Genomic DNA, 21,409 nt, shown 5'->3' with positions numbered 1-21,409 from the left:
CGCATCCCGGATGCGGCATGTAACGACCAGTTGAGTAACAGTGAATGAGTGAAATAGTTTTTGGACTCCATGCCGTGCAGGCGCTGCTTGACAGCGATCCGCAGCGCTTTCAGGAAGTGTTTATCCTTAAAGGCCGTGACGATCGCCGTCTGCAGCCGGTAGTGAAGGCGCTGGAAGCGCAGGGCATCGTGATCCAGGTCGCCAGCCGTCAGTGGCTGGACAGCCAGGTCGAGGGCGGCGTGCATCAGGGGATCGTGGCGCGTGTCAAAGCCGGCCGCCAGTATCAGGAAAACGATCTGCCGGATCTGCTGGAAAAGCTGGAGAAACCTTTCCTGCTGATCCTGGACGGCGTAACCGATCCGCATAACCTGGGCGCCTGCCTGCGCAGCGCCGATGCGGCTGGCGTTCATGCGGTGATCGTGCCGAAAGATCGCTCCGCTCAGCTGAACGCCACGGCGAAAAAAGTGGCCAGCGGCGCGGCGGAAAACGTCCCGCTGATCCGCGTCACCAACCTGGCGCGCACGATGCGTATGCTCCAGGAAGCCAACGTCTGGATCGTCGGCACGGCGGGTGAAGCCGATCATACGCTGTACCAGAGCAAAATGACCGGCCCGATGGCGCTGGTGATGGGCGCGGAAGGCGAAGGCATGCGTCGTCTGACCCGTGAACACTGCGACGAGCTAATCAGCATTCCTATGGCGGGCAGCGTTTCCTCGCTGAACGTATCGGTTGCTACCGGCATCTGCCTGTTTGAGGCCGTGCGTCAGCGCGCGAAATAATCACGCCGGGGCGTGATCCGCGCCCCGAAATCCCTCTCTGCTCCTCGCCTGCGCCGTCCTCTTTTGCATACTGAGTGTGTGCCTACAGAAGGAGGTCAGGATGAACCGTACCCACCACGTCTTTAATCAGCCCCGTCCGCTGACCAACAGCAATCTTTTTCTTTCCGATACGCCGCTGCGCGAGGCCGTGCTGCGCGAAGGCGCGGGCTGGGACAACGATCTGTTGGCGTCCGTCGGGCAGCAGCTGGGCAGCGCCGAGTCGTCAGAGCTGGGCAGGCTGGCCAACAGCTATCCGCCGGAGCTGCTGCGCTACGATGCTGTAGGCGAACGGCTGGACGATCTGCGCTTTCATCCCGCCTGGCATCTGCTGATGCAGGGGCTGTGCAGCAACCGCGTGCATAACCTGCCGTGGCAGGAGAATGCGCCGCCCGCAGCCTTTGTCGCGCGGGCCGCCCGCTTTATCCTGCACGCCCAGGTGGAAGCAGGCACGCTTTGCCCTGTCACCATGACTTTCGGCGCTATTCCGCTGCTGAAATCCCATTTACCTGCGCCTTTTAGCGGCTGGCTTACGCCGCTGCTTTCCGACCGTTACGATCCGCATTTGCAGCCGGGCGAGCACAAGCGCGGGCTGCTTATCGGCATGGGCATGACTGAAAAACAGGGCGGCACCGATGTGCTGAGCAACACCACACGCGCCGAACCCGTGGGCAACGGCGAATACCGGCTCACCGGCCATAAATGGTTTTTTTCAGTGCCGCAAAGCGATGCGCATCTGGTGCTGGCGCAGGCCAAAGGCGGGCTTTCCTGCTTTTTCCTGCCGCGCCTGCTGCCGGACGGCAGCCGTAATGCCGTGCATCTGGAGCGGCTGAAGGACAAGCTGGGCAATCGGTCCAATGCCAGCAGCGAAGCGGAGTTCTTTGCGGCCAGCGGCTGGCTGATTGGCGAAGAGGGCGAAGGCGTCCGGCAGATTTTAAAAATGGGCGGCTATACCCGTTTTGACTGCGCGCTGGCGAGCCATGCGATGATGCGCCGCGCGTTTTCCATTGCGCTTTATCATTGCCATCAGCGTCAGGTGCAGGGCAAAAGCCTGATCGATCAGCCGCTGATGCGTCAGCAGCTCTGTTCGCAGGCCCTGCTACTGGAAGGGCAGACGGCGATGCTGCTGCGGCTGGCCGGCGCATGGTCGGCGGAAAGCGGTGAAGCGGGCAAACTCTTCAGCCGACTGTTTACGCCTGCGGCGAAATATGTGGTGTGCAGACGCGGCATCAGCTTTGTCGCGGAGGCGATGGAAATGCTGGGCGGTATTGGCTACTGCGAGGAGAGCGAGCTGCCGAGGCTCTATCGTGAAATGCCGGTTAACAGCATCTGGGAAGGTGCCGGTAACGTGATGTGCCTGGACGTATTGCGCGTGCTGAGTAAGCAGCCAGCCGCCATGGAGCTGCTGGCCAGAGAGTTTGAGGCGGTGAAAGGGCAAAGCCGCTACTTCGACAGTGCCTGGCGCCAGTTAAAGCTGCTGCTGCGCCATCCGCAGGAAGCCCAGGCGCGTGCGATCTGCGAAAGCCTGTTCAACCTGGCCTGCGGCGTGCAGGTCATGAGGCAGCTGGAACCCTGCATAGCCGACGCCTGGTGCCGACAGCTGCGCGGGCCGGCGCCGCTGTCGGAAAAAGTCTGTCAGCGTTTGCTACTGCGCGCCACCGGCACTAGCTGACGGCCCATAAAGCACCGCCGTTGAATACCAGCGGCCCGGCATGACCGTTTCGCTGACCATCTGGATGACGTAATACTTCGCGCCCGCCTCGTTGGCTTTAGCGGCAATAGCCCGCGCGGCATCGTCCGGCGAGCCGCGTACCGACACGCTGACGGTGCCGAGCCGCGTCAGCGTCATGCTCTGCGCGCGCGTGATCTCCTGCGCCTGCGCCTGTACCGGCGGGGGCGGCTGCGGCGTGGTTTGGGTCAGGCTACAGCCCGTAAGCAGCAGCACGAAAAACAGGGATAACCTGGACATAAGCACTCCTCTTGATGGACTGCCTGAAGTGTAAGCTATCCCGATGCTTTATGCCTTGACGCGGAAAACCTGCACCAGAGCGGTCAGGTGATGGCCTTTGCGGCTCAGTTCTTGCGCGGTCAGCTCTGAGGTGGCAACCAGCTCGGTGCTTTCGTGCGTCGCCTGGCCAATCTGGTTCATGGCAATATTGACCTGGCCAATGCCCGCCGACTGCTCTTTAGACGCAACGTTGATTTCGCTCATCAGCACTTTCACCTGCTCGATACGGCCAACGATATCCTCCATTGACTGGCGCGTCTGCTCGGACAGATTGTGGCCCTGTACCACTTTGCTGAGCGAGTTTTCAATCAGGCCGTCAATCTCTTTGGCCGCCGTGGCGCTGCGCTGCGCCAGCGCGCGAACTTCCGCCGCCACCACCGCAAAGCCTTTACCGTGCTCGCCCGCGCGCGCCGCTTCCACTGCGGCGTTCAGCGCCAGGATATTGGTCTGGAAAGCAATAGATTCAATTACCTGAGTAATATCGGCAATGCTCTGTGAAGCGCTCTTGATGTCGGTCATGGTCGTCACGGAACGCGTCACCGTTTCGCCGCCTTTACCGACCGCCGCCGCCGCTTCGCCTACCAGCGTCAACGCCTGGGAAACGTTAGCGGCGTTTTGCGCCACGGTAGCGCTCAGCTGCTCCATGCTGGCAGAGGTTTCTTCCACGCTGGCCGCCTGACGCGTGATCTGCTCGCTGATGTTTTCGCTGCTGGAGGCGATAGCATCCGTTCCGCTGCTGATCTCCTGAGCGGCTTCACGAACCTGAGACACGATACGATCCAGGCCGTCGCCGATACCGTTGATCGCGACGATCAGCTTGCCCACTTCATCATGGCGCCGGGTTTCCAGCGTGGCCTGCAAATTACCGGCAGAGTAGTGCTCGGCCAGCTCGATGACCTGCTGTAGCGGCCTGCTTATCCAACGATGCGTGGTGGTGATAAAGCCCAGCGCGAACAGCGCAACCAGCGCGGCGCCCAGCGTCAGGAACAGATTGCGGGTATGTTGGATCGGCGCCAGCAGGCTGGCTTTATTGACTTCGCCCAGAATTATCCAGTGCCAGTCTGGCAGATGATGCCAGGCCATGATCTGCGTTTCGCCGTTGGCGTCTTTGACTTCCACCTTGCCAGAAGTCTGGCTCAGCAGCAGCTGGCGGGTGGCTTCCGGCCAGGCCGGCAGCTGGCCTTCGCGTTCAGGATGGAAGACATACTGGCCGCGTGTTTTGCCTGCGGCATCGCTCAGCACGGAGAAGTGACCGCTTTCGCCCAGCTTTTTCACCAGCACTTTTTCTCTAATCAACGCGTACTGTTTGGTAATATCCACGCCGACAAACAGAATGCCGACCACCTGTCCGCTGGCGTCTTTTACCGGCTGATACTGCGTGATATAGCGTTTGCCAAACAGCATGGCGACGCCCTGGAAGATCTGGCCCTGCTGCGCCATTTTCCAGGCCGGGCTGGCGCGATCCAGCCGGGTGCCGATAGCACGCTCGCCATTCTCTTTGCGTAGCGAGGTCGACACGCGCAGGAAATCGTCGCCGGTACGCACGAAAACGGTCGAGATAGCGCCGGTGCGCGCCAGAAAATCATCCACCAGGCTTTCGTCCAGATTCAGCGTTTTTAGCCCCGCACGCAGGACTGGCGCCTGTTCGGCCCCAATCGTTACGCGTTCGCCAGGATCGATGGAGAACTGCTTCGGCAAAAAGCTTTGAAAAAGCGCGGTATAGTTAGCAACTTCTTCCCTCAGCGTGCTGTTGAACATGGTGGCCATATCGCCGATACCGTCGACCTGGTTTTCCATATTTTCCAGCGTTAATGCCTGCATTTGATTCGACGCGTTATTGGTCAGCGCCAGCGTTAAAACTAAAAATAATGCGGCTACGCTTAGCGAGGTTATTACCGACAGCTTAACGCCGAGGCTCCAGCGCCCAAATGCGAGAAATTTCATAAAATAGCCTGTATTAAAAGAGGGGGGTCATAACGGTTAACGGCTGGAAAAAGAAAATATTTAGTGAGCGCTTCAGCATGCAGATCAATTAAATAAGCAATAAACTCAAATAACAGCATGATTAGCTGGCTATTTGCATTTGTAGCCTGCAGCGCAACGACTTAAGGGGAAAGTGATGATTGAAGTCAGTACGGAATTTTTTGCGGGGATTGAATGTCTGCACGCCGCGCCGACAGGCAAAAGAGACGAGCCGCTGCCTACTATCCTTTTTTATCACGGGTTTACCTCGTCGAAAGAAGTCTATAGCTATTTCGGCGTGGCGCTGGCGCTGGCGGGCTTTCGCGTGATCCTGCCCGACGCGGATATGCACGGCGCGCGCTATAACGGCGATAGCGAATATCGCCTGTCCCACTTCTGGGAAATCCTGAAAAGCAATATTGATGAAGTACCGCAGCTTATAGCCTCGCTGCGGCAGCAGAATTTGATTGAGGGTACGCGCCTTGCGGCGGCGGGTGCCTCAATGGGCGGCATGACCGCGCTGGGCGCGATGGCGCGCTACCCCTGTTTTACCAGCGTCGCCTGCCTGATGGGGTCGGGCTATTATATGTCGCTGTCCCACACGCTGTTTCCGCCGCTGGCCGTGCATACGCCTGAGCAGGCGCAGGCTTTTGCTCAGCGAATGGCGCCGCTGGCGGATTATGATATCAGTCGGCAGCTGGAGAAAATTGCCGATCGGCCGCTGCTGATTTGGCATGGTGAAGCGGATGAGATGGTACCGGTGGCAGAGAGCGTGCGGCTGGAAAAAGCGTTAAGAGAAGCGAAGCTCGATGCCGGGCTGACGTTTCTCACGGAGCAGGGCATCGGGCATCGCATCACGCCGTCGGCGCTGGAAGCCACGACAGCATTTTTCAAACGTCATTTGTAGACGGGATCACAGCTGCTGCGCCAGTCGTTGCGCAGCGGGGATCGTCACCAAAGGCTTGTCCGTCATCTGTCCCGTTGGCGAATCGATACGGTTTACATAGACGTAGCTGTTCGCCGCCTGGCTGGCTACGCTCTGCCCACAGTCGGTATCGGCAAGGGCGGGGGTGGAAAGGGCGAGTCCGAGTAAGGTGGCGATTGCGATGGTTTTCATGATTCAACTCCACAATCAGGTAACAAATCTGACGCCGGGCGTCAGGGTCTTGTCTTCACCCTGTAAGTTTAGCGCCGTTCGCGATAAAGTGTATTAGTAATTCTTGCTTTTTACCGTCGCGCTTTAGGGGCGAAAAAACAGGCTAATTGCCTGATCCCTTTCGCTTCCCACCGCAGCCTGGCTCAGGCTGACAAATAATTTACATCAGGCCGCGACTTTACCTTGAGTTTCCCCCCCGCCGCCAGTATGATTACGCGTCAATTTTTCAGCCGCATTCTCAGGTTGTGACCCGATAGTTGTCAGGTCACGGCTTATAACGTTCCTTGCTTCCATGGGCCGCGGTTGACCCCGACAGGAGGCTGAATAATCCGTAAGGAGCAAATTCGATGCGTCATTACGAAATCGTATTTATGGTTCACCCTGACCAGAGCGAACAGGTTCCTGGCATGATCGAGCGCTACTCTGCGACCATCACTGGTGCAGAAGGTACGATCCACCGCCTGGAAGACTGGGGCCGCCGTCAGCTGGCTTACCCGATCAACAAACTGCACAAAGCTCACTACGTTCTGCTGAACGTTGAAGCGCCGCAGGAAGCGATCGATGAGCTGGAAACTAACTTCCGCTTCAACGACGCCGTTATCCGCAGCATGGTTATGCGCGTTAAGCACGCGGTAACTGAAGCTTCTCCGATGGTTAAAGCGAAAGACGAGCGCCGTGAGCGTCGTGAAGATTTTGCTAACGAAACCTCTGATGAAGCAGATGCTGGGGATTCTGAAGAGTAATTGACCGTGGAGGCTAATCGGCTGACGCTGTCTGGCACCGTGTGCAAGACGCCGATGCGTAAAGTCAGCCCCTCAGGTATTCCACACTGCCAGTTCGTGCTTGAGCACAGATCGATGCAGGTGGAGGCCGGTTTTACCCGGCAAGCCTGGTGTCGCATGCCGGTGATTATCAGCGGCAAAGCCCATCAGGCCATTACTCAAAGTATAACGGTCGGCACGCCGGTCACCGTTTCAGGTTTCATTAGCAGCCATCAAGGGCGCAATGGGCTGAATAAGACGGTGCTGCATGCCGAGCAGATTGAATTGATAGATTCTGGAGACTAGCCAAATGGCACGTTATTTCCGTCGTCGCAAGTTCTGCCGTTTCACCGCGGAAGGCGTTCAAGAGATCGATTATAAAGATATCGCAACGCTGAAAAACTACATTACTGAAAGCGGTAAGATTGTACCAAGCCGTATCACTGGTACTCGCGCTAAATACCAGCGTCAGCTGGCTCGTGCTATCAAGCGCGCGCGTTACCTGTCTCTGCTGCCGTATACCGATCGTCATCAGTAACGGCTGTTGTCAATTAACGACTTTAAGAGGATAAGGTAATGCAAGTTATTCTGCTTGATAAAGTAGCAAACCTGGGCACCCTGGGCGACCAGGTAAACGTTAAAGCGGGCTACGCTCGTAACTTCCTGGTACCACAGGGCAAAGCTGTTCCTGCTACCAAGAAAAACGTTGAGTTCTTCGAAGCACGCCGTGCAGAGCTGGAAGCCAAACTGGCTGACGTTCTGTCCGCTGCTAACGCTCGCGCTGAGAAAATCAATGCACTGGGCACCGTTACCATCGCGTCTAAAGCAGGCGACGAAGGTAAACTGTTCGGTTCTATCGGTACTCGCGACATCGCTGACGCTGTAACTGCAGCCGGCGTTGAAGTAGCCAAGAGCGAAGTTCGCCTGCCGAACGGCGTTCTGCGCACTACCGGTGAGCACGAAGTGGACTTCCAGGTTCACAGCGAAGTCTTCGCTAAACTGACTGTAAACGTGGTTACTGAAGCTTAATCGCTTCTCTACCGCTTAAAAACGCCGGCCTTGTGCCGGCGTTTTTGTTTGTGAAAAGCGTTTTCTGAGCAAGTTTGTAATGTAAAAAGCCGACATCGCGTCGGCGTTTTTGTTTGGCTAATGAACCTGCAGAAACGCGCCGTCCGGCTGGCGGGTAAATAAAATTTCCCCCTGCTCCGTAGTTACGGCCAGTCCCGTCACCACGCCGTGCGAATTCTGGCGGATCCTGACCGCCTGACCGGCCTGCAAATTACTCAGCGGCTTGTCGTTGCCCTCCACGCGGGCCATTGCAAATACATCATTTACCGGCAGATTGTGGTCGCGGAACAGCTGCGCCAGCGTTTGCCCGTTGGCAATCTGGTAGTTTGTCCACTGTCCCTGAGCATCGCCTTTAGGCTGCTGGCTGTTATCCACCCGACCGCTAAGCTCCGCCTGTAGCGGCACGTCTGTTGTGGTGCGCTCAACGTTAACGGGGCGCTCCGTCTGCTCCGGCTGTCGCGGCGAAGGCCACAAAAAAGCCAGCAAAACCAGCGCCCCGGCCAGGATAATGCCGCGACGGTGGAAAGACGGCAGCGGATCCATCCAGCGCGCGGAATCCGCCAGGTGCCAGAGCCAGTTGAACCACTTCGATGCTGGTGACGCTTTAGTGACGGGCATGGCGTCGTCCTCCTTGCGCGATCCTCGCGCGAATAAAATAAACCGCTTTAACAAAGCCGGCCGGCGTTTCCTTCGTCTGCGGGCAATATGGCCCATGTTAACCTCTACTGAAATATAGCTGATAGCGCACTCTCCGCGCGGCTTTTATAGCGTAAGCGGAGCAGCGTTATTGTTTCCTTTTACGCTGAAAATGTCACCTGAAGAAGATGGCGTTTTACCCCTGTTGCCTGCGCTGTTATGCTTCGTCCTCAGTTTTATTACCAGTAAAGGAAAATCCATGACTACCCCTTCTTTAGACAGCGTAGAAGCACAAGCAAGCTACGGTATCGGTTTACAGGTTGGCCAGCAGCTGCTGGAATCCGGGCTGCAGGGGCTGCAGCCAGAAGCGCTGCTGGCTGGCCTGCGCGACGCGCTGGAAGGGAACTCCCCGGCTGTGCCCGTTGACGTTGTTCACCGCGCGCTGCGTGAAGTGCACGAGCGTGCCGACGTGGTTCGTCGCGAGCGTCAGCAGGCGATGGCCGCCGAAGGCCAGAAATTCCTGGAAGAGTACGGTCAGCGTGACGGCGTGAGCAGCACCGAATCCGGCCTGCAGTTCAGCGTCATCAAGCAGGGCGACGGCGCTATTCCGTCTCGCCAGGATCGCGTTCGCGTTCACTATACCGGCAAACTGATCGACGGTAGCGTGTTTGACAGCTCCGTGGCGCGCGGCGAACCGGCTGAGTTCCCGGTCAGCGGCGTTATCCCAGGCTGGATCGAAGCGCTGACCCTGATGCCGGTCGGCTCAAAGTGGGAGCTGGTTATCCCACAGAACCTGGCCTACGGCGAGCGCGGCGCTGGCGCTTCCATTCCGCCATTCAGCACGCTGGTGTTTGAAGTTGAGCTGTTAGAAATTCTGTAACAGCCGATCCTGCCGGGATAACGATTGTTGTTCCGGCAGGAGAACTGTTATTCCTCAATATTGCCTGATATGAATTTTATTACGCGTTAAATAACGCGGATGCTTTAACTAATAGCCTTTTCTCACGCGTTGAAAATATATTCAGCCGATTCTGAAAATACCCTGCTGGATTATTTTTATCCTGAAGGAAGGTTTGACTACGCCGCTTTTTTGAAATAAGTTCTCGACGTGGCAATGAATGCCATAGTAATGCTGATGATATTATTATCAAGGAGAACTATAAATGCGCGAGTTGACCAACAATGAAATGGCCGCGGTTGCAGGCGCCGGGCTTTTTTCTGATGTCGGCAAAGGTATTGGCTTTCTTATCGGTTCTGTGATCGACCAGGGCGCCTCTGCCGGTGGCTTAACAACTTCTTCCGTTGACGCTGTTTCCCAACTGGGCGGCGGAATTGGTAAAATACTGGAGTTAAACATTTCCGGTGCGATTAACGATATTGGTGCGGGTGTGGTTGGCCTGGTCAAATATGGTATTGACTCCATTAATAGCCTGAAATCCTCTACGGGCGCATAAATTTATTACCTCTGGTAATAAATAAAGCCAGCCTTGTGTGCCAGGCTGGCTTTTTTATGAAAGATTCGTCAGTTAAGGCCAATATGGTAAAGCGCAAAGCCGATATCGTCCTGGCCTGCTTGCTTCAGCGGATATTGGCCATGGTTTTTAATAAATTCAGCTGCTTTTGAAGATGGCGAGGTCTCAAAAAAGATATTCAGAGGGACCTTAGCGTTAATATTTTCCAGCCGCCAGTTATTATCCGCCTGCGGGCTGACTTCGCCATGCACCCGGGTCTGCGCCGTAATGTATGCCGCTACGACAGCGCGATTTTCATCCGGAGAAGCAAAAGCGACGTGATCCTCGCCGGTTCCGGCAAATTTGCCGCCGTAGGCGCGATAGTTATTGGTCGCCACCAGAAAAGTCGCCTCGGGATCGACTGGTTTTCCCTGGAAGGTTAAATCGCGGATACGGGAAGCCTTGTCATTAATCAACTGACATTCCGCATCGTAGCGGGCAGGCTGCGTGACGTCGATTCGGTAGCTCACGCCGTCAATCACGTCGAAATTATAGGTACGAAAATCCCAGTTAATCAGCGGCTGCGGTTTAGTGCTGGCCGGATCGATCTGGTTAAACTGACCCGCCGAGCATTCCAGCCACTCTTTTACCTCTTTACCGCTGGCCTTTACGACCACCAGCGTATTGGGATAGAGGTAAAGATCCGCTGCGTTACGAAAGGTCAGCGGGCCTTTCTCCACTTCCACATAGCTGGCCGGATCGTTTTTACGGCCGCCGGCCTTGAACGGTGCGGCGGCGGAAAGCACGGGCAGGGCGGCCAGATCCGGATCGCCCTGAATAAAGCGCTCTGCATAATCGCGCTGCGCATTATTCACAATCTGCACGGTCGGATCGTCCTGAACCAGCGACAGATAGCTGTACATCACGTCTGCCGATTTTCCGATAGGCTGGCTGACAAATTCACGCGTGGCGTGATGATCGGGCGCCATCACCTTCAGCAGCGCCGGATCTTCCGCCGCCAGCGATTTTTTCGCCGCCGTATCGTAAATGGGCCGGGCCTGCGCGGTCGCTTCGCTTACCCGCCAGCGGCCTGCATCGTTATTAAGCACCAGATCGACCACGCCCAGATGATCGCCCCACATGCCCGGCATCACCGCCGGTATCCCGTTCAGCGTACCTTTAGCGATATCGGCACCTTTGATCGCGGCAAAATCTTTGCTGGGGAAAACGGCGTGCGCATGGCCAAACAGGATGGCGTCGATGCCGGGAACCTGGCTGAGGTAGTAAACGGAGTTTTCCGCCATCGCGTGCCACGGCTCGCTGGAGAGGCCGGAATGGGGGATAGCCACGATCAGATCCGCGCCCTGGCGGCGCATCTCCGGTACCCATTTACGGGCGGTTTCGGTAATATCCTCCACGGTAATTTTACCGCTGAGGTTTTTCTTGTCCCACACCATAATCTGCGGCGGCACAAAACCGATGTAGCCCACTTTGAGCTGATGCTTGTTGCCCTCGCGATCCGTCACTTCCGTCGCCTTAATCAAAAAAGGCGTGAACAGCGGCTTACCGCTGTGGATATCAATGATATTGGCATTGATGTAGGGGAATTTCGCGCCGCTGATGGCTTTTTGCAGGTAATCCAGGCCATAGTTGAATTCATGGTTGCCCAGGTTGCCTACCGTGTAATCCAGCGTGTTCAGCGCCTTGTAAACGGGATGGATTTCGCCCTGCTGTAAGCCCCTGGCCGCCACATAGTCACCGAGCGGGCTGCCCTGAATAATGTCGCCGTTATCCACCAGCACGCTGTTGGCGGCCTCTTTACGCGCCGCCTCAATTAACGTTGCGGTACGCACCAGCCCGAACTTTTCCGTTGGGGTATCCTTGTAGTAATCGAAATCCATCATATTGCTGTGCAGGTCGGTGGTTTCCAGCAGGCGGAAATCGACCGTGGCAGCGTGTAGCGCGCAGCTGACCAGCAGCGCAACGGGCGTCACAACGGACTTAATCATTGTTTCTCCTTAATAGCGTTTGTGTAATCCCTAACGTCGCAAAGTTTTATGAAACTAATACCTTCTTTCTCATAATTATGTGAGCAGCTACAAATATTTATCTCTTATGGCCCGGCCCGTCGGGAACGATTAAGGCCGTTGCGGGGTCAACCTGATGAAAAACAGCAGCCCCTGCGGCGTAAAATAATTTATGCTATTGATAATTAAGCGCTGGCGGATCGTTTGGCCTTCGATCTTTGCTATCGACTATGATCAACAGAGAGCGCTGGCGCTGGCAAAGTGATAGCCAGCGCCAGCCAGCAAATCAAGAGGTGGACAATGTTAGAGAATATATGCCAGCTGGCACGAGACGCGGGCGTTGCCATCATGCAGATATACGATGGTCAGGCGCCGCTTGATGTTGCCACAAAATCCGATGATTCGCCGGTCACCGCAGCGGATATCGCCGCACACAAGGTGATCCTGAAGGGGCTGACCACGCTGACGCCCGACGTGCCCGTTTTGTCTGAAGAAGATCCGCCGGGCTGGGAGATCCGCCAGCACTGGCAGCGCTACTGGCTGGTCGATCCGCTGGACGGCACCAAGGAGTTTATCAAGCGGAACGGCGAGTTCACCGTCAATATTGCGCTGATTGAAAACGGCAAGCCCGTGCTGGGCGTGGTCTACGCGCCGGTGATGGACGTGATGTATTCGGCCGCCGAGGGGAAAGCCTGGAAGGAAGAGGGCGGCGTAAAAACGCAGATCCACGTGCGCGAGGCGCGCCCGCCGCTGGTGGTGGTCAGCCGTTCGCATTCCGACAGCGAGCTGGAGGATTACCTTAGCCAGCTGGGCGAGCATCAGACCATTGCTATTGGCTCCTCGCTGAAGTTCTGTCTGGTCGCGGAAGGCAAGGCGCAGCTCTATCCCCGCTTTGGGCCAACGAATATCTGGGATACCGGTGCAGGCCACGCCGTAGCCATTGCCGCAGGCGCGCACGTGCATGACTGGCAGGGGAAAACGCTGGACTATGCGCCGCGCGAAGCCTTTTTGAATCCGGGCTTCCGCGTCTCGATCTTTTAATCGGCCAGGGGAGGCGGCACCGGCGCCTCCCTCTGTCCGTCAGCGTAACAGCTGACGCACCAGCATAATCACCTGCTGGACTTCCTGCTGCGTCAGCGCGCCATCCTTGACGAAACGCACCTTTCCTCCGCTATCCAGCACAATAATCGCCGACCCTTCATCCTGCAGCTGCCAGGCCCGTTTGGCCGTGCCGTCGCTGTCGACGATAAACTGCGACCAGGGATACTGTTTCTTATTGCTCTGAATGCTGCTGCGGACAAACATGCCGGTGCCGGGGATAGCATCGTCGGTATTCACCAGCGTGGTGGTCTGATAGCGATCGTGGGGAAACCGGGCCGATTTAATCGCCTCGATCAGCGCCGCATTTTTCTCTTTGGCCGAGGCGCGTCCGGCGATGTGCTGAAGAACGCGCACTTTGCCCGGCAGCGCGGCGCTGTTCCAGACTCGATAGCTGAACTGCTCCTGCTGATAACGCAGCTCGCCTTGATCGGTAATGCCGACAGGCGGCACGCGCTGGCCTGTAACCAGGTTATGGGCGCTGGCGGCGCACGACAGCAACGTTAACAGCAGCAGTAAAAGACGAAAAATCATGATTGAACTCATTAGTCATGTTTCTGCAATAATAAACGTGGATGATGCGTCTGTCGCAGCGATACAACATCTTTGCAACACAACGCACAATTCCGTAAAGGTCGAAGGTTTATACTGCGTTCATGCAGCCGGGTGAAAGAGCCTACTGTCATGATGTGTAAAAACAGTAAAAAAACTCGGTTTTAGGAATTTTAGAAGTGAAACCTGGTCTATAGTGTATCCACTTTGTGCTGCAAAGATTCGTACCGAACTTGGAAACGACGCAGCACGCATCATCTTTCAGGAGTTGTAACATGAAGATTTTCCAGCGCTATAATCCGCTGCAGGTGGCCAAATATGTCAAAACACTATTCCGTGGCCGGATCTACATCAAAGATGTAGGCGCATTTGAGTTCGATAAAGGTAAGATCCTGATCCCACGCATTAAAGATAAGCAGCACTATAGCGTGATGTCAGAAGTGAACCGTCAGGTGCTGCGTTTGCAGACCGAGTTCAACTAGCAACCGGCAGGCCGGTTCAAAAGAAAGAAGGCGCGAAATTCGCGCCTTTTCTGTTTTTATTCTTCGACCATTTTGTTCAGCACGGCGGCACCCTGTCGGGTTTCATCAATCCTCGTCACCAGAAGCTGATCGATACGGTAGCTGTCGATATCCACTACCTCGAACTTATAGCCGTGAAACTTCACGAAGTCGGTGCGTTTAGGGATTTTTCTCAGCATATACATCATAAAGCCGCCGATAGTCTCGTAGTTGCCGGACTGCGGGAACTCGTCGATATCCAGTACGCGCATCACGTCGTCGATTGGCGTGCCGCCTTCCACCAGCCAGGAATTCTCGTCGCGCGCCACGATCTGCTCTTCCATTCCCTGGCCAACCAGATCGCCCATCAGCGTGGTCATCACATCGTTCAGGGTAATGATCCCCACTACCAGCGCATATTCGTTCATGATCACCGCAAAATCTTCCCCTGCGGTTTTAAAGCTTTCCAGCGCCTCGGAGAGCGTCAGCGTATCCGGCACGATCAACGCCGAACGGATCTGCACGCCGCTGTTAAGCGCCATGCTCTGGTTGCCCAGCACGCGCAGCAGCAGCTCTTTGGAATCGACATAGCCGACGATATGGTCGATATCGTCATTACAGACCAGAAACTTGGAGTGCGGATGATTGGCAATCTTCTCCTTCAGGCTCGACTCATCCTCATGCAGATTGAACCACACCACGTTCTCGCGCGAGGTCATGGAGGAGGGCACGGTGCGCGACTCCAGCTCAAACACGTTTTCAATCAGCTCGTGCTCCTGCTTGCGCAGTACGCCAGCGAGCGCGCCCGCTTCTACCACCGCGTAGATATCGTCTGAGGTGATATCGTCCTTGCGCACCAGCGGGATTTTAAACAGGCGGAAAATAATATTGGCGCCGCCGTTAAAGAACCACACCAGCGGCCGAAAGATAAACAGGCACATCCGCATCGGATTGATGATTTTCAGCGCGACGGTTTCCGGCGCGATCATCCCCAGACGTTTTGGGAAAAGATCGGCGAACAGGATAAACAGGCTGGTCACCACGGTAAAAGAGGCGATAAAGCTCAGCTGCTCCGCCAGTACCGGGCCGGTGATGCGATCGAAAAGCGAGCGGAACACGGGCGAAAACGCGGAATCGCCCACGATACCGCCCAGAATAGCCACGGCGTTCAGGCCTATCTGCACCACGGTAAAAAACATCCCCGGCGTTTCCTGCATCTTCAGCACGCGCTGGGCGTTGATGTTGCCGTCGTCCGCCAGCAGCTTCAGCTTGATTTTGCGCGAGGCGGCCAGAGAGATTTCCGAAAGTGAAAAAAATGAGCTGATGGCGATCAGCATTAAGATGACAAGCAAGCTGTCTAACATAAAACATCCATTAAATGGCCGCTTCAGGCGCTTTCAGAGGAAAATGCGCTAAAGCAGGCCTTAAGTTGATTACCTGTCATTTTTGGCCTGGGCAGCAGATGAGGAGCAGCTGACCTTCTGTACCTGTGAGCGGCACCGGGCTATCCGTGCCAAAAATGTCTGCGCCATTTGGCTTGGGCAGAAAGACGTTAACTGGCCGCAGCGCGGCCTCTGCCAGAGATTATAGCTGTGGTGAGGATTGCTTACAATTACGGCGCTGCAGGCGAACCGGCGGTGAGATTTATCCGAGTCTGCATTGCAGGCTGATATAGCGTAACATTCCCTCACGATCCATGGTTGTAACCTGGCGATTCTTTGCACACAATAACGCAAATTTCGGCCTTTCAGTGGAAAAGAGCCTCTGAACCCGTAAAAAGTTGCCATGCTTAAGCGGGCTATTTTCAAGATTCAGCAGTTGCGCCCATCTGGAATCCGGGCCGGCAATAAATTCAGGAGTTAGCGTGCCACGAATCCATGTCTATTGCATGTTAGGTCTGATCGCAGCCGTGCCTGCCGCTCAGGCGGCTACGGTGCGTTTGCAGGTCACTGGCCTGTCTGGGGAATTACAAAAAAACGTGCGCGCAAGATTGTCGACCATCGCAAGCGAGGAAGTGACCTCCGATGGGCGTTTCCGCGCGCGCGTCAGCGAAGCGGTTAAGGAAGGACTTAAGGCGCTGGGCTACTACGAGCCGGAAATTGAATTTGAACTGCAGCCGCCGCCTGCGGGCGGCAGACGTCCGGTGCTGCTGACGAAAGTCACGCCCGGCCCGCCGGTGAAGCTGGCGGGCGAAACGGTGATTATTCGCGGTGGCGCGCGCACCGACGAGGATTACCAGACGCTGGTACGCACCGGCAAAGCCAAAATTGGCGGCGTGCTTAACCACAGCGACTACGACAGCTTTAAAAGCTCGCTCAGCAATCTGGCGCTGCGCAAAGGCTATTTTGACGGCGACTACCGCAAAAGCCAGCTGGGCGTTTCCGTCGAGCGGCACGAAGCTTTCTGGGATATCGATTACGACAGCGGTCAGCGCTACCGCTTTGGCGACGTCACCTTTGAAGGGTCGCAGATCCGCGAGGAATACCTGCAAAACCTGGTGCCGTTTAAAAAGGGCGACTACTACAGCTCGCGCGATTTGGCCGAGCTGAACCGCCGCCTTTCCTCTACCGGCTGGTTTAATTCCGTGGTGGTCGCGCCGCAGTTCGATCAATCCCGCAAAAATAAAATATTACCGCTGCACGGCGTGGTCAGTCCGCGTACGGAAAACACCATCGAAACGGGCGTGGGCTATTCCACCGACGTCGGCCCGCGCGTTAAAGCGACCTGGAAAAGGCCCTGGGTAAACTCCTACGGCCACAGCTTTACCACCAGCGCCAATATCTCTGCGCCGGAGCAGCAGCTCGACTTCAGCTATAAAATCCCGCTGCTGAAAAACCCGGTCGAGCAGTATTACCTGCTGCAGGGCGGCCTGAAAAGAACCGACCTGAACGACACCAAATCCGACTCCACCACGCTGGCCGCGTCCCGCTACTGGGAATCCTCTACGGGCTGGCAGCGCGCCATTAATCTGCACTGGAGCCTGGATCACTTTACCCAGGGTAACGTCACCAACACCACCATGCTGATCTATCCCGGCGTCAGCGTTAACCGCACCCGTTCGCGCGGCGGCCTGATGCCCGTGTGGGGCGACTCGCAGCGCTACTCGCTGGATGTCTCCGATACGACCTGGGCCTCGGATATCGATTTCGCCGTGGTGCAGGCGCAAAACGTCTGGATCCGCACGCTGGCGGATAAACATCGCTTCGTGCTGCGCGGCAATCTCGGCTGGATTGAAACCAACGATTTTGAACGCGTGCCGCCTGATTTGCGCTTTTTCGCCGGTGGCGACCGCAGCATTCGCGGCTACAAGTACAAAGGCATTTCGCCGCGCGACGACGATGGCAAGCTGACCGGCGCCTCGAAGCTGGCGACCGGATCGGTGGAATATCAGTACAACGTAACCGGTAAATGGTGGGGCGCGGTGTTTGTGGATTCCGGCGAAGCGGTCAACGACATCAAGCAGAGCAATGTCAAAACCGGCGCCGGTTTCGGCGTGCGCTGGCAGTCGCCGGTTGGGCCGATCAAGCTGGATATCGCCCGTCCGGTCGGCGACAGCGAAGATCGGGACATACAGTTTTATATCGGATTGGGGCCTGAATTATGAGTCGCTGGAAAAAGGTCCTTATTGGCATCCTGATTTTCCTGGTTGTGCTGCTCGGCAGCGTGGCATTTTTAATTGGCACCACCACCGGATTACATCTGGTGCTGAACGGCGCGGCGCGCTGGGTGCCGGGGCTGGACATCAAACAGGTCAGCGGCGGCTGGCGTAACCTGACGTTAAAAGGCGTGCAGTATGAGATGCCTGGCGTGACGGTTAATGCCGGCGAGTTTCATCTGGCCCTGCAGCTGGGCTGCCTGAAAAACAGCGCGTTCTGCGTCAATGACCTTGCACTGCGCGACGTCAGCGTGGTGGTGGACAGCAAAAAGCTGGGGCCGCCCGCGCCGGAAGCGAAAGAGGATGAAGCCTCTTCCGGCGATCTCAGCACGCCGTACCCGATTACGCTGCGCCAGCTGGCGCTGCATAACGTCACGGTAAAAGTAGACGACACGGCGATCTCGCTGGCGGACTTTACCTCTGGCCTCAGCTGGCAGCAGCGCGCGCTGACCTTAACGCCGACCCATATTCAGGGCCTGCTGATTGCGCTGCCGAAGGCGGCCAAAGTGGCCGACGAGCAGGTGGTGCAGCCAAAAGTGCAGCAGCCGCAGGCTAACGAGCCGCCGCTGGGCGAAACGCTGAAGGCGATGTTCGCCAAACCGCTGCTGCCGGATCTGCCTGATTTCAAAATGCCGCTGGATGTAAACGTCCAGCAGATCCTCGGCGAGCAGCTGCGCATTACCGGCGATACCGATATCGCCATCACGCGTCTGCTGGTGAAGGCGCAAACGCAGGATCGCCTGCTGCGTCTGGAAACGCTGGATGTAGATTCGCCGCAGGGTCAGCTCAACGCCAGCGGTCAGGCACAGCTGGCGGATGCCTGGCCGGTGAATTTCAACCTCACCAGCTCGCTTAACGTCGATCCGATCAAAGGCGAGAAGATCAAAATGACCGTCGGCGGCGGCCTGCGTGAGCAGCTGGATCTGGCACTGAACCTTTCCGGCCCCGTGCGGATGCAGCTGAACGCGCAAACGAAGCTGGCCGAAGCGGGCCTGCCGCTGGCGATGACGATGCAAAGCGCGCAGCTGCGCTGGCCGCTGACCGGCGAAACGCAGTATCAGGCCGATAACCTGAACTTCAGCATAAAAGGCAAAGCGACGGACTATGTTATGTCGCTGAAAGCCGCGCTGCGCGGCCAGGCCATTCCGCCCGCCACGCTTACGCTGGACGGCAAGGGTAACGCGGAGCAGTTCTCGCTGGATAAGCTGCGGCTGGCCGCGCTGGAGGGCACCACCGACCTGACGGCGCTGGTGGACTGGAGCAAGGCGATCAGCTGGCGCAGCGAGCTTCAGCTTAACGGCATCAACACCGCCCGGCAGTATCCCGACTGGCCAGCGAAGCTGGAAGGTAAAATCACCACGCGCGGCAGCCTGTACGGCGGCAGCTGGCAAATGCGCGTACCTGAACTGAAGCTGCGCGGCAACGTGAAACAGAATGCGGTTAGCGCTGACGGCTCGCTTTACGGCAACAGCTACAACCAGTGGGATATTCCCGGCATCAAACTGGTGTTGGGCCGTAATAATGTCGATGTTAAAGGCTCGCTCGGCGACAAGCTGTCGCTGGACGCCAATATTGACGCTGAGCATCTGGATAACGCGCTGCCTGGCCTGGGCGGCGTGGCGAAGGGCACCATCAAAGCGCGCGGCGATTTGAAAACGCCGCAGCTGCTGGCTGATTTAACCGCTACCGGCCTCCGCTGGCAGGCGATGAGCATCGCCCGCGTCGCGCTACAGGGCGACGTGAAATCAGGCGAGCAGATCCAGGGCAAGCTGGCGCTGCGCGTGGATCGGCTGAAGCAGGACACGCTGACGGTTAACCGGCTGGATCTGGACGCCAGCGGCGATGAAAAAGCGCACCAGCTGAAGCTGACGGTCAATGGCGATCCGGTTTCCGGCCAGCTCCAGCTGAACGGCAGCTTCGATCGCAGCCAGCAGCGCTGGCGCGGCACGCTGAACAATACCCGCTTCGACACCCCGGTAGGGGAATGGCGCTTAACGCGCGCCATTGCGCTGGACTATCTCAACAGTAGCCAGACGGTCTCGGTTGGCCCGCACTGCTGGCAAAACCCCAACGCTGAACTGTGCGTGCCGCAAACCATCGAAGCCGGCCCGTCCGGCCATGCGAAGGTGACGCTCAACCGTTTCGATCTGGCGATGGTGAAACCTTTCCTGACGGATGAAACCAAACTCAGCGGTGTCTTCAGCGGCGATGCCGACGTCAGCTGGACAGCAGACGGCGGTTTGCCGCAGGGCCGCGTCTCGCTGAAAGGCAACGGCGTGAAGGTCGCGCAGGATGTGGACGGCAATACGCTGCCCGTAGCCTTTGATACGCTGAACCTGAACGCGGCGCTGCGTAACGGTCGCGCCCAGCTCGACTGGCTGATCCGCATCGCTAAAAACGGCCAGCTGGACGGCAACGTGCAGATCGCCGATCCGCAGAACAAACGCGGGCTTTCCGGCAACGTTAATATCAAAAACATCGATCTGACGCTGCTCAATCCGGCGCTGATGCAGGGCGAAAAAGTGGCCGGCGTGCTTAACAGCGCGCTGCGCCTGGGCGGCAGCCTGCAAAAACCGCAGGTCTTTGGTCAACTGGGGCTGAAAAACGTCGATGTTCAGGGCAGCTTTGTGCCGGTCGATCTGACCTCAGCCAATCTGAACATGGTCTTTAACGGCATGAGTTCTACCCTACAGGGTCTGATCGAGACGTCTCAGGGGCAGCTGGCGCTCAGCGGCAACGCGGACTGGGCGCAGCTGGACGCCTGGCGGGCGCGTATTGCGGCGAAGGGCAGCAAAATCCGCGTGACGGTGCCGCCGATGATCCGCATGGACGTTTCGCCGGATCTGGAGTTTGAAGCCACACCGCAGGCGTTTAACCTGAACGGCCGCGTCGATATTCCCTGGGCGCGCGTGACCGTCCAGGAAGTGCCGGAAAGCGCCGTCGGCGTCTCGTCGGATGAAGTGCTGCTGGATGAAAACCTCAAGCCGATTGCGCCGAAAAGCACCTCGATTCCGATCAACAGCAACCTGGTTATTCACGTCGGTAACGACGTGCGTCTGAGCGCCTTTGGGCTGAAAGCGAAGCTGAACGGCGATCTGAAGCTGGCGCAGGATAAACGCGGGCTGGGGCTGAACGGCCAGATCAACATTCCTTCCGGGCGTTTCCATGCCTACGGTCAGGATCTGATCGTGCGTAAAGGCGAGCTGCAATTCTCTGGCCCGGCCAACCAGCCTTACCTCAACATCGAGGCTATCCGCAACCCGGAAGCCACGGAAAATGACGTCACAGCAGGCGTGCGCGTTACCGGTCTGGCCGACGAGCCGAAGGCGGAAGTCTTCTCCGATCCGGCTATGTCGCAGCAGGAAGCGCTCTCTTATCTGCTGCGTGGACAGGGTCTGGACGCGACCGGCAGCGACAGCAGCGCATTAACCTCGGCGCTGGTGGGATTAGGGCTTGCACAAAGTGGGCAGGTTGTGGGTAAAATCGGGGAGACTTTCGGCGTAAGTAATCTCGCGCTGGACACGGCGGGCGTCGGCGACAGCCAGCAGGTTCAGGTCAGCGGTTACGTGCTGCCGGGTCTACAGGTAAAATATGGTGTTGGCATATTTGATTCACTGGCGACCTTAACCTTACGTTATCGCCTGATGCCCAAACTTTATTTGGAAGCGGTGTCTGGTGTAGACCAGGCGCTTGATGTGCTCTATCAGTTTGAGTTCTAGC

General features: G+C 57.0%; 20 protein-coding genes. 13 read left to right on the top strand and 7 right to left on the bottom strand.

What is annotated here, in order from left to right:
* Positions 1 to 44: 44 nt before the first annotated feature.
* Both rlmB and AB3U87_RS07275 read left to right on the top strand, forming a co-directional pair.
* On the top strand, positions 45 to 779 hold the full coding sequence (gene rlmB, locus AB3U87_RS07280) for a 23S rRNA (guanosine(2251)-2'-O)-methyltransferase RlmB (RefSeq protein ID WP_253455864.1): 735 nt from the start codon (positions 45 to 47) through the stop codon (positions 777 to 779).
* A 100-nt stretch (positions 780 to 879) separates the two neighbouring features.
* Positions 880 to 2,487 carry an isovaleryl-CoA dehydrogenase gene (locus tag AB3U87_RS07275; RefSeq protein ID WP_394148781.1) on the top strand — a complete coding sequence of 536 codons (1,608 nt, stop codon included), beginning with the start codon at positions 880 to 882 and terminating at the stop codon, positions 2,485 to 2,487.
* Here the strand turns inward: AB3U87_RS07275 and bsmA are convergent.
* Both bsmA and AB3U87_RS07265 read right to left on the bottom strand, forming a co-directional pair.
* Positions 2,461 to 2,784, bottom strand: a complete 324-nt coding sequence (bsmA, locus tag AB3U87_RS07270) for a biofilm peroxide resistance protein BsmA (RefSeq protein WP_394148780.1) — start codon at positions 2,782 to 2,784, stop codon at positions 2,461 to 2,463. The genes AB3U87_RS07275 and bsmA overlap by 27 nt on opposite strands.
* Positions 2,785 to 2,832: 48 nt before the next feature.
* Complete coding sequence (locus AB3U87_RS07265) at positions 2,833 to 4,767, bottom strand: methyl-accepting chemotaxis protein (protein WP_301730300.1); 1,935 nt, start codon at positions 4,765 to 4,767, stop codon at positions 2,833 to 2,835.
* Positions 4,768 to 4,942: 175 nt separating this feature from the next.
* Between AB3U87_RS07265 and yjfP the strand changes: the two genes are divergently transcribed.
* Positions 4,943 to 5,692 carry an esterase gene (gene yjfP, locus AB3U87_RS07260; protein ID WP_253455855.1) on the top strand — a complete coding sequence of 250 codons (750 nt, stop codon included), beginning with the start codon at positions 4,943 to 4,945 and terminating at the stop codon, positions 5,690 to 5,692.
* A 6-nt stretch (positions 5,693 to 5,698) separates the two neighbouring features.
* Here yjfP and AB3U87_RS07255 read toward each other — a convergent pair whose 3' ends face one another.
* Entirely contained in the window at positions 5,699 to 5,902 is a 204-nt protein-coding gene (locus AB3U87_RS07255) for a hypothetical protein (RefSeq protein ID WP_253455853.1), read from the bottom strand.
* Positions 5,903 to 6,288: 386 nt separating this feature from the next.
* Here AB3U87_RS07255 and rpsF point away from each other — a divergent pair, with 386 nt between their 5' ends.
* The 4 genes from rpsF to rplI are packed head-to-tail and all read left to right on the top strand — an operon-like array spanning position 6,289 to position 7,731.
* The gene (rpsF, locus tag AB3U87_RS07250) at positions 6,289 to 6,684 is read left to right on the top strand and encodes a 30S ribosomal protein S6 (protein WP_125290324.1); all 396 of its coding nucleotides are present in this window, start codon (positions 6,289 to 6,291) and stop codon (positions 6,682 to 6,684) included.
* A 6-nt stretch (positions 6,685 to 6,690) separates the two neighbouring features.
* Positions 6,691 to 7,008 (top strand): primosomal replication protein N, encoded by a 318-nt coding sequence (priB, locus tag AB3U87_RS07245; protein ID WP_125290423.1) that lies wholly within the window; start codon positions 6,691 to 6,693, stop codon positions 7,006 to 7,008.
* 4 nt (positions 7,009 to 7,012) lie between these two features.
* Complete coding sequence (gene rpsR / locus AB3U87_RS07240; RefSeq protein ID WP_000135199.1) at positions 7,013 to 7,240, top strand: 30S ribosomal protein S18; 228 nt, start codon at positions 7,013 to 7,015, stop codon at positions 7,238 to 7,240.
* Positions 7,241 to 7,278: 38 nt separating this feature from the next.
* Positions 7,279 to 7,731: a 50S ribosomal protein L9 gene (gene rplI / locus AB3U87_RS07235; RefSeq protein WP_125290325.1), complete on the top strand. Its 453-nt coding sequence runs from the start codon at positions 7,279 to 7,281 to the stop codon at positions 7,729 to 7,731.
* A gap of 117 nt (positions 7,732 to 7,848) precedes the next feature.
* Here rplI and AB3U87_RS07230 read toward each other — a convergent pair whose 3' ends face one another.
* Entirely contained in the window at positions 7,849 to 8,388 is a 540-nt protein-coding gene (locus AB3U87_RS07230) for an OapA family protein (protein WP_253455851.1), read from the bottom strand.
* Between the two features lie 277 nt (positions 8,389 to 8,665).
* Here AB3U87_RS07230 and fklB point away from each other — a divergent pair, with 277 nt between their 5' ends.
* Together fklB and AB3U87_RS07220 are read left to right on the top strand one after the other, a co-directional pair.
* The gene (gene fklB / locus AB3U87_RS07225; RefSeq protein WP_125290327.1) at positions 8,666 to 9,286 is read left to right on the top strand and encodes a BamJ family beta-barrel-assembly machinery protein; all 621 of its coding nucleotides are present in this window, start codon (positions 8,666 to 8,668) and stop codon (positions 9,284 to 9,286) included.
* 283 nt (positions 9,287 to 9,569) lie between these two features.
* Positions 9,570 to 9,860: a hypothetical protein gene (locus AB3U87_RS07220; protein ID WP_394148779.1), complete on the top strand. Its 291-nt coding sequence runs from the start codon at positions 9,570 to 9,572 to the stop codon at positions 9,858 to 9,860.
* 68 nt (positions 9,861 to 9,928) lie between these two features.
* On the opposite strand, the gene AB3U87_RS07215 is transcribed toward AB3U87_RS07220, so the two are convergent.
* Positions 9,929 to 11,866, bottom strand: coding sequence for a bifunctional 2',3'-cyclic-nucleotide 2'-phosphodiesterase/3'-nucleotidase (locus AB3U87_RS07215; protein WP_394148778.1), 1,938 nt, complete (start codon positions 11,864 to 11,866; stop codon positions 9,929 to 9,931).
* Positions 11,867 to 12,184: 318 nt separating this feature from the next.
* Here AB3U87_RS07215 and cysQ point away from each other — a divergent pair, with 318 nt between their 5' ends.
* Positions 12,185 to 12,925: a 3'(2'),5'-bisphosphate nucleotidase CysQ gene (cysQ, locus tag AB3U87_RS07210; RefSeq protein ID WP_253455845.1), complete on the top strand. Its 741-nt coding sequence runs from the start codon at positions 12,185 to 12,187 to the stop codon at positions 12,923 to 12,925.
* 39 nt (positions 12,926 to 12,964) lie between these two features.
* Here cysQ and AB3U87_RS07205 read toward each other — a convergent pair whose 3' ends face one another.
* On the bottom strand, positions 12,965 to 13,519 hold the full coding sequence (locus AB3U87_RS07205; protein WP_369895295.1) for a YtfJ family protein: 555 nt from the start codon (positions 13,517 to 13,519) through the stop codon (positions 12,965 to 12,967).
* A 290-nt stretch (positions 13,520 to 13,809) separates the two neighbouring features.
* Here AB3U87_RS07205 and AB3U87_RS07200 point away from each other — a divergent pair, with 290 nt between their 5' ends.
* Positions 13,810 to 14,016 carry a DUF1107 domain-containing protein gene (locus AB3U87_RS07200; RefSeq protein WP_246760837.1) on the top strand — a complete coding sequence of 69 codons (207 nt, stop codon included), beginning with the start codon at positions 13,810 to 13,812 and terminating at the stop codon, positions 14,014 to 14,016.
* Between the two features lie 56 nt (positions 14,017 to 14,072).
* On the opposite strand, the gene paeA is transcribed toward AB3U87_RS07200, so the two are convergent.
* A complete protein-coding gene (gene paeA / locus AB3U87_RS07195; protein WP_253455841.1) occupies positions 14,073 to 15,398 on the bottom strand; it encodes a polyamine export protein PaeA in 1,326 nt (441 codons plus the stop codon).
* Between the two features lie 524 nt (positions 15,399 to 15,922).
* On the opposite strand from paeA, the gene tamA reads away from it, so the two are divergent.
* Together tamA and tamB are read left to right on the top strand one after the other, a co-directional pair.
* On the top strand, positions 15,923 to 17,638 hold the full coding sequence (gene tamA, locus AB3U87_RS07190; RefSeq protein ID WP_370734835.1) for an autotransporter assembly complex protein TamA: 1,716 nt from the start codon (positions 15,923 to 15,925) through the stop codon (positions 17,636 to 17,638).
* Positions 17,635 to 21,408, top strand: coding sequence for an autotransporter assembly complex protein TamB (gene tamB, locus AB3U87_RS07185; RefSeq protein WP_394148777.1), 3,774 nt, complete (start codon positions 17,635 to 17,637; stop codon positions 21,406 to 21,408). The genes tamA and tamB overlap by 4 nt, the downstream gene beginning before the upstream one ends.
* The last annotated feature ends 1 nt before the right edge of the window (position 21,409 follow it).

The organism is Erwinia plantamica, from assembly GCF_043420595.1.
Classification (GTDB): domain Bacteria; phylum Pseudomonadota; class Gammaproteobacteria; order Enterobacterales; family Enterobacteriaceae; genus Erwinia; species Erwinia aeris.
The sequence above is the reverse complement of the archived record's forward strand: the minus strand, read 5'-3'. Positions and strand labels throughout refer to the sequence as shown.

Excerpts from the sequence above, each read along its gene's own strand:
- AB3U87_RS07265 (WP_301730300.1), bottom strand. The coding sequence starts at position 4,767 with ATGAAATTTCTCGCATTTGGGCGCTGGAGCCTCGGCGTTAAGCTGTCG.
- rlmB (WP_253455864.1), top strand. The coding sequence starts at position 45 with ATGAGTGAAATAGTTTTTGGACTCCATGCCGTGCAGGCGCTGCTTGAC.
- yjfP (WP_253455855.1), top strand. The coding sequence starts at position 4,943 with ATGATTGAAGTCAGTACGGAATTTTTTGCGGGGATTGAATGTCTGCAC.
- tamA (WP_370734835.1), top strand. The coding sequence starts at position 15,923 with ATGTTAGGTCTGATCGCAGCCGTGCCTGCCGCTCAGGCGGCTACGGTG.
- cysQ (WP_253455845.1), top strand. The coding sequence starts at position 12,185 with ATGTTAGAGAATATATGCCAGCTGGCACGAGACGCGGGCGTTGCCATC.
- rpsR (WP_000135199.1), top strand. The coding sequence starts at position 7,013 with ATGGCACGTTATTTCCGTCGTCGCAAGTTCTGCCGTTTCACCGCGGAA.
- rplI (WP_125290325.1), top strand. The coding sequence starts at position 7,279 with ATGCAAGTTATTCTGCTTGATAAAGTAGCAAACCTGGGCACCCTGGGC.
- AB3U87_RS07275 (WP_394148781.1), top strand. The coding sequence starts at position 880 with ATGAACCGTACCCACCACGTCTTTAATCAGCCCCGTCCGCTGACCAAC.
- rpsF (WP_125290324.1), top strand. The coding sequence starts at position 6,289 with ATGCGTCATTACGAAATCGTATTTATGGTTCACCCTGACCAGAGCGAA.
- tamB (WP_394148777.1), top strand. The coding sequence starts at position 17,635 with ATGAGTCGCTGGAAAAAGGTCCTTATTGGCATCCTGATTTTCCTGGTT.
- AB3U87_RS07230 (WP_253455851.1), bottom strand. The coding sequence starts at position 8,388 with ATGCCCGTCACTAAAGCGTCACCAGCATCGAAGTGGTTCAACTGGCTC.
- AB3U87_RS07215 (WP_394148778.1), bottom strand. The coding sequence starts at position 11,866 with ATGATTAAGTCCGTTGTGACGCCCGTTGCGCTGCTGGTCAGCTGCGCG.
- fklB (WP_125290327.1), top strand. The coding sequence starts at position 8,666 with ATGACTACCCCTTCTTTAGACAGCGTAGAAGCACAAGCAAGCTACGGT.
- AB3U87_RS07220 (WP_394148779.1), top strand. The coding sequence starts at position 9,570 with ATGCGCGAGTTGACCAACAATGAAATGGCCGCGGTTGCAGGCGCCGGG.
- AB3U87_RS07255 (WP_253455853.1), bottom strand. The coding sequence starts at position 5,902 with ATGAAAACCATCGCAATCGCCACCTTACTCGGACTCGCCCTTTCCACC.
- AB3U87_RS07200 (WP_246760837.1), top strand. The coding sequence starts at position 13,810 with ATGAAGATTTTCCAGCGCTATAATCCGCTGCAGGTGGCCAAATATGTC.
- paeA (WP_253455841.1), bottom strand. The coding sequence starts at position 15,398 with ATGTTAGACAGCTTGCTTGTCATCTTAATGCTGATCGCCATCAGCTCA.
- bsmA (WP_394148780.1), bottom strand. The coding sequence starts at position 2,784 with ATGTCCAGGTTATCCCTGTTTTTCGTGCTGCTGCTTACGGGCTGTAGC.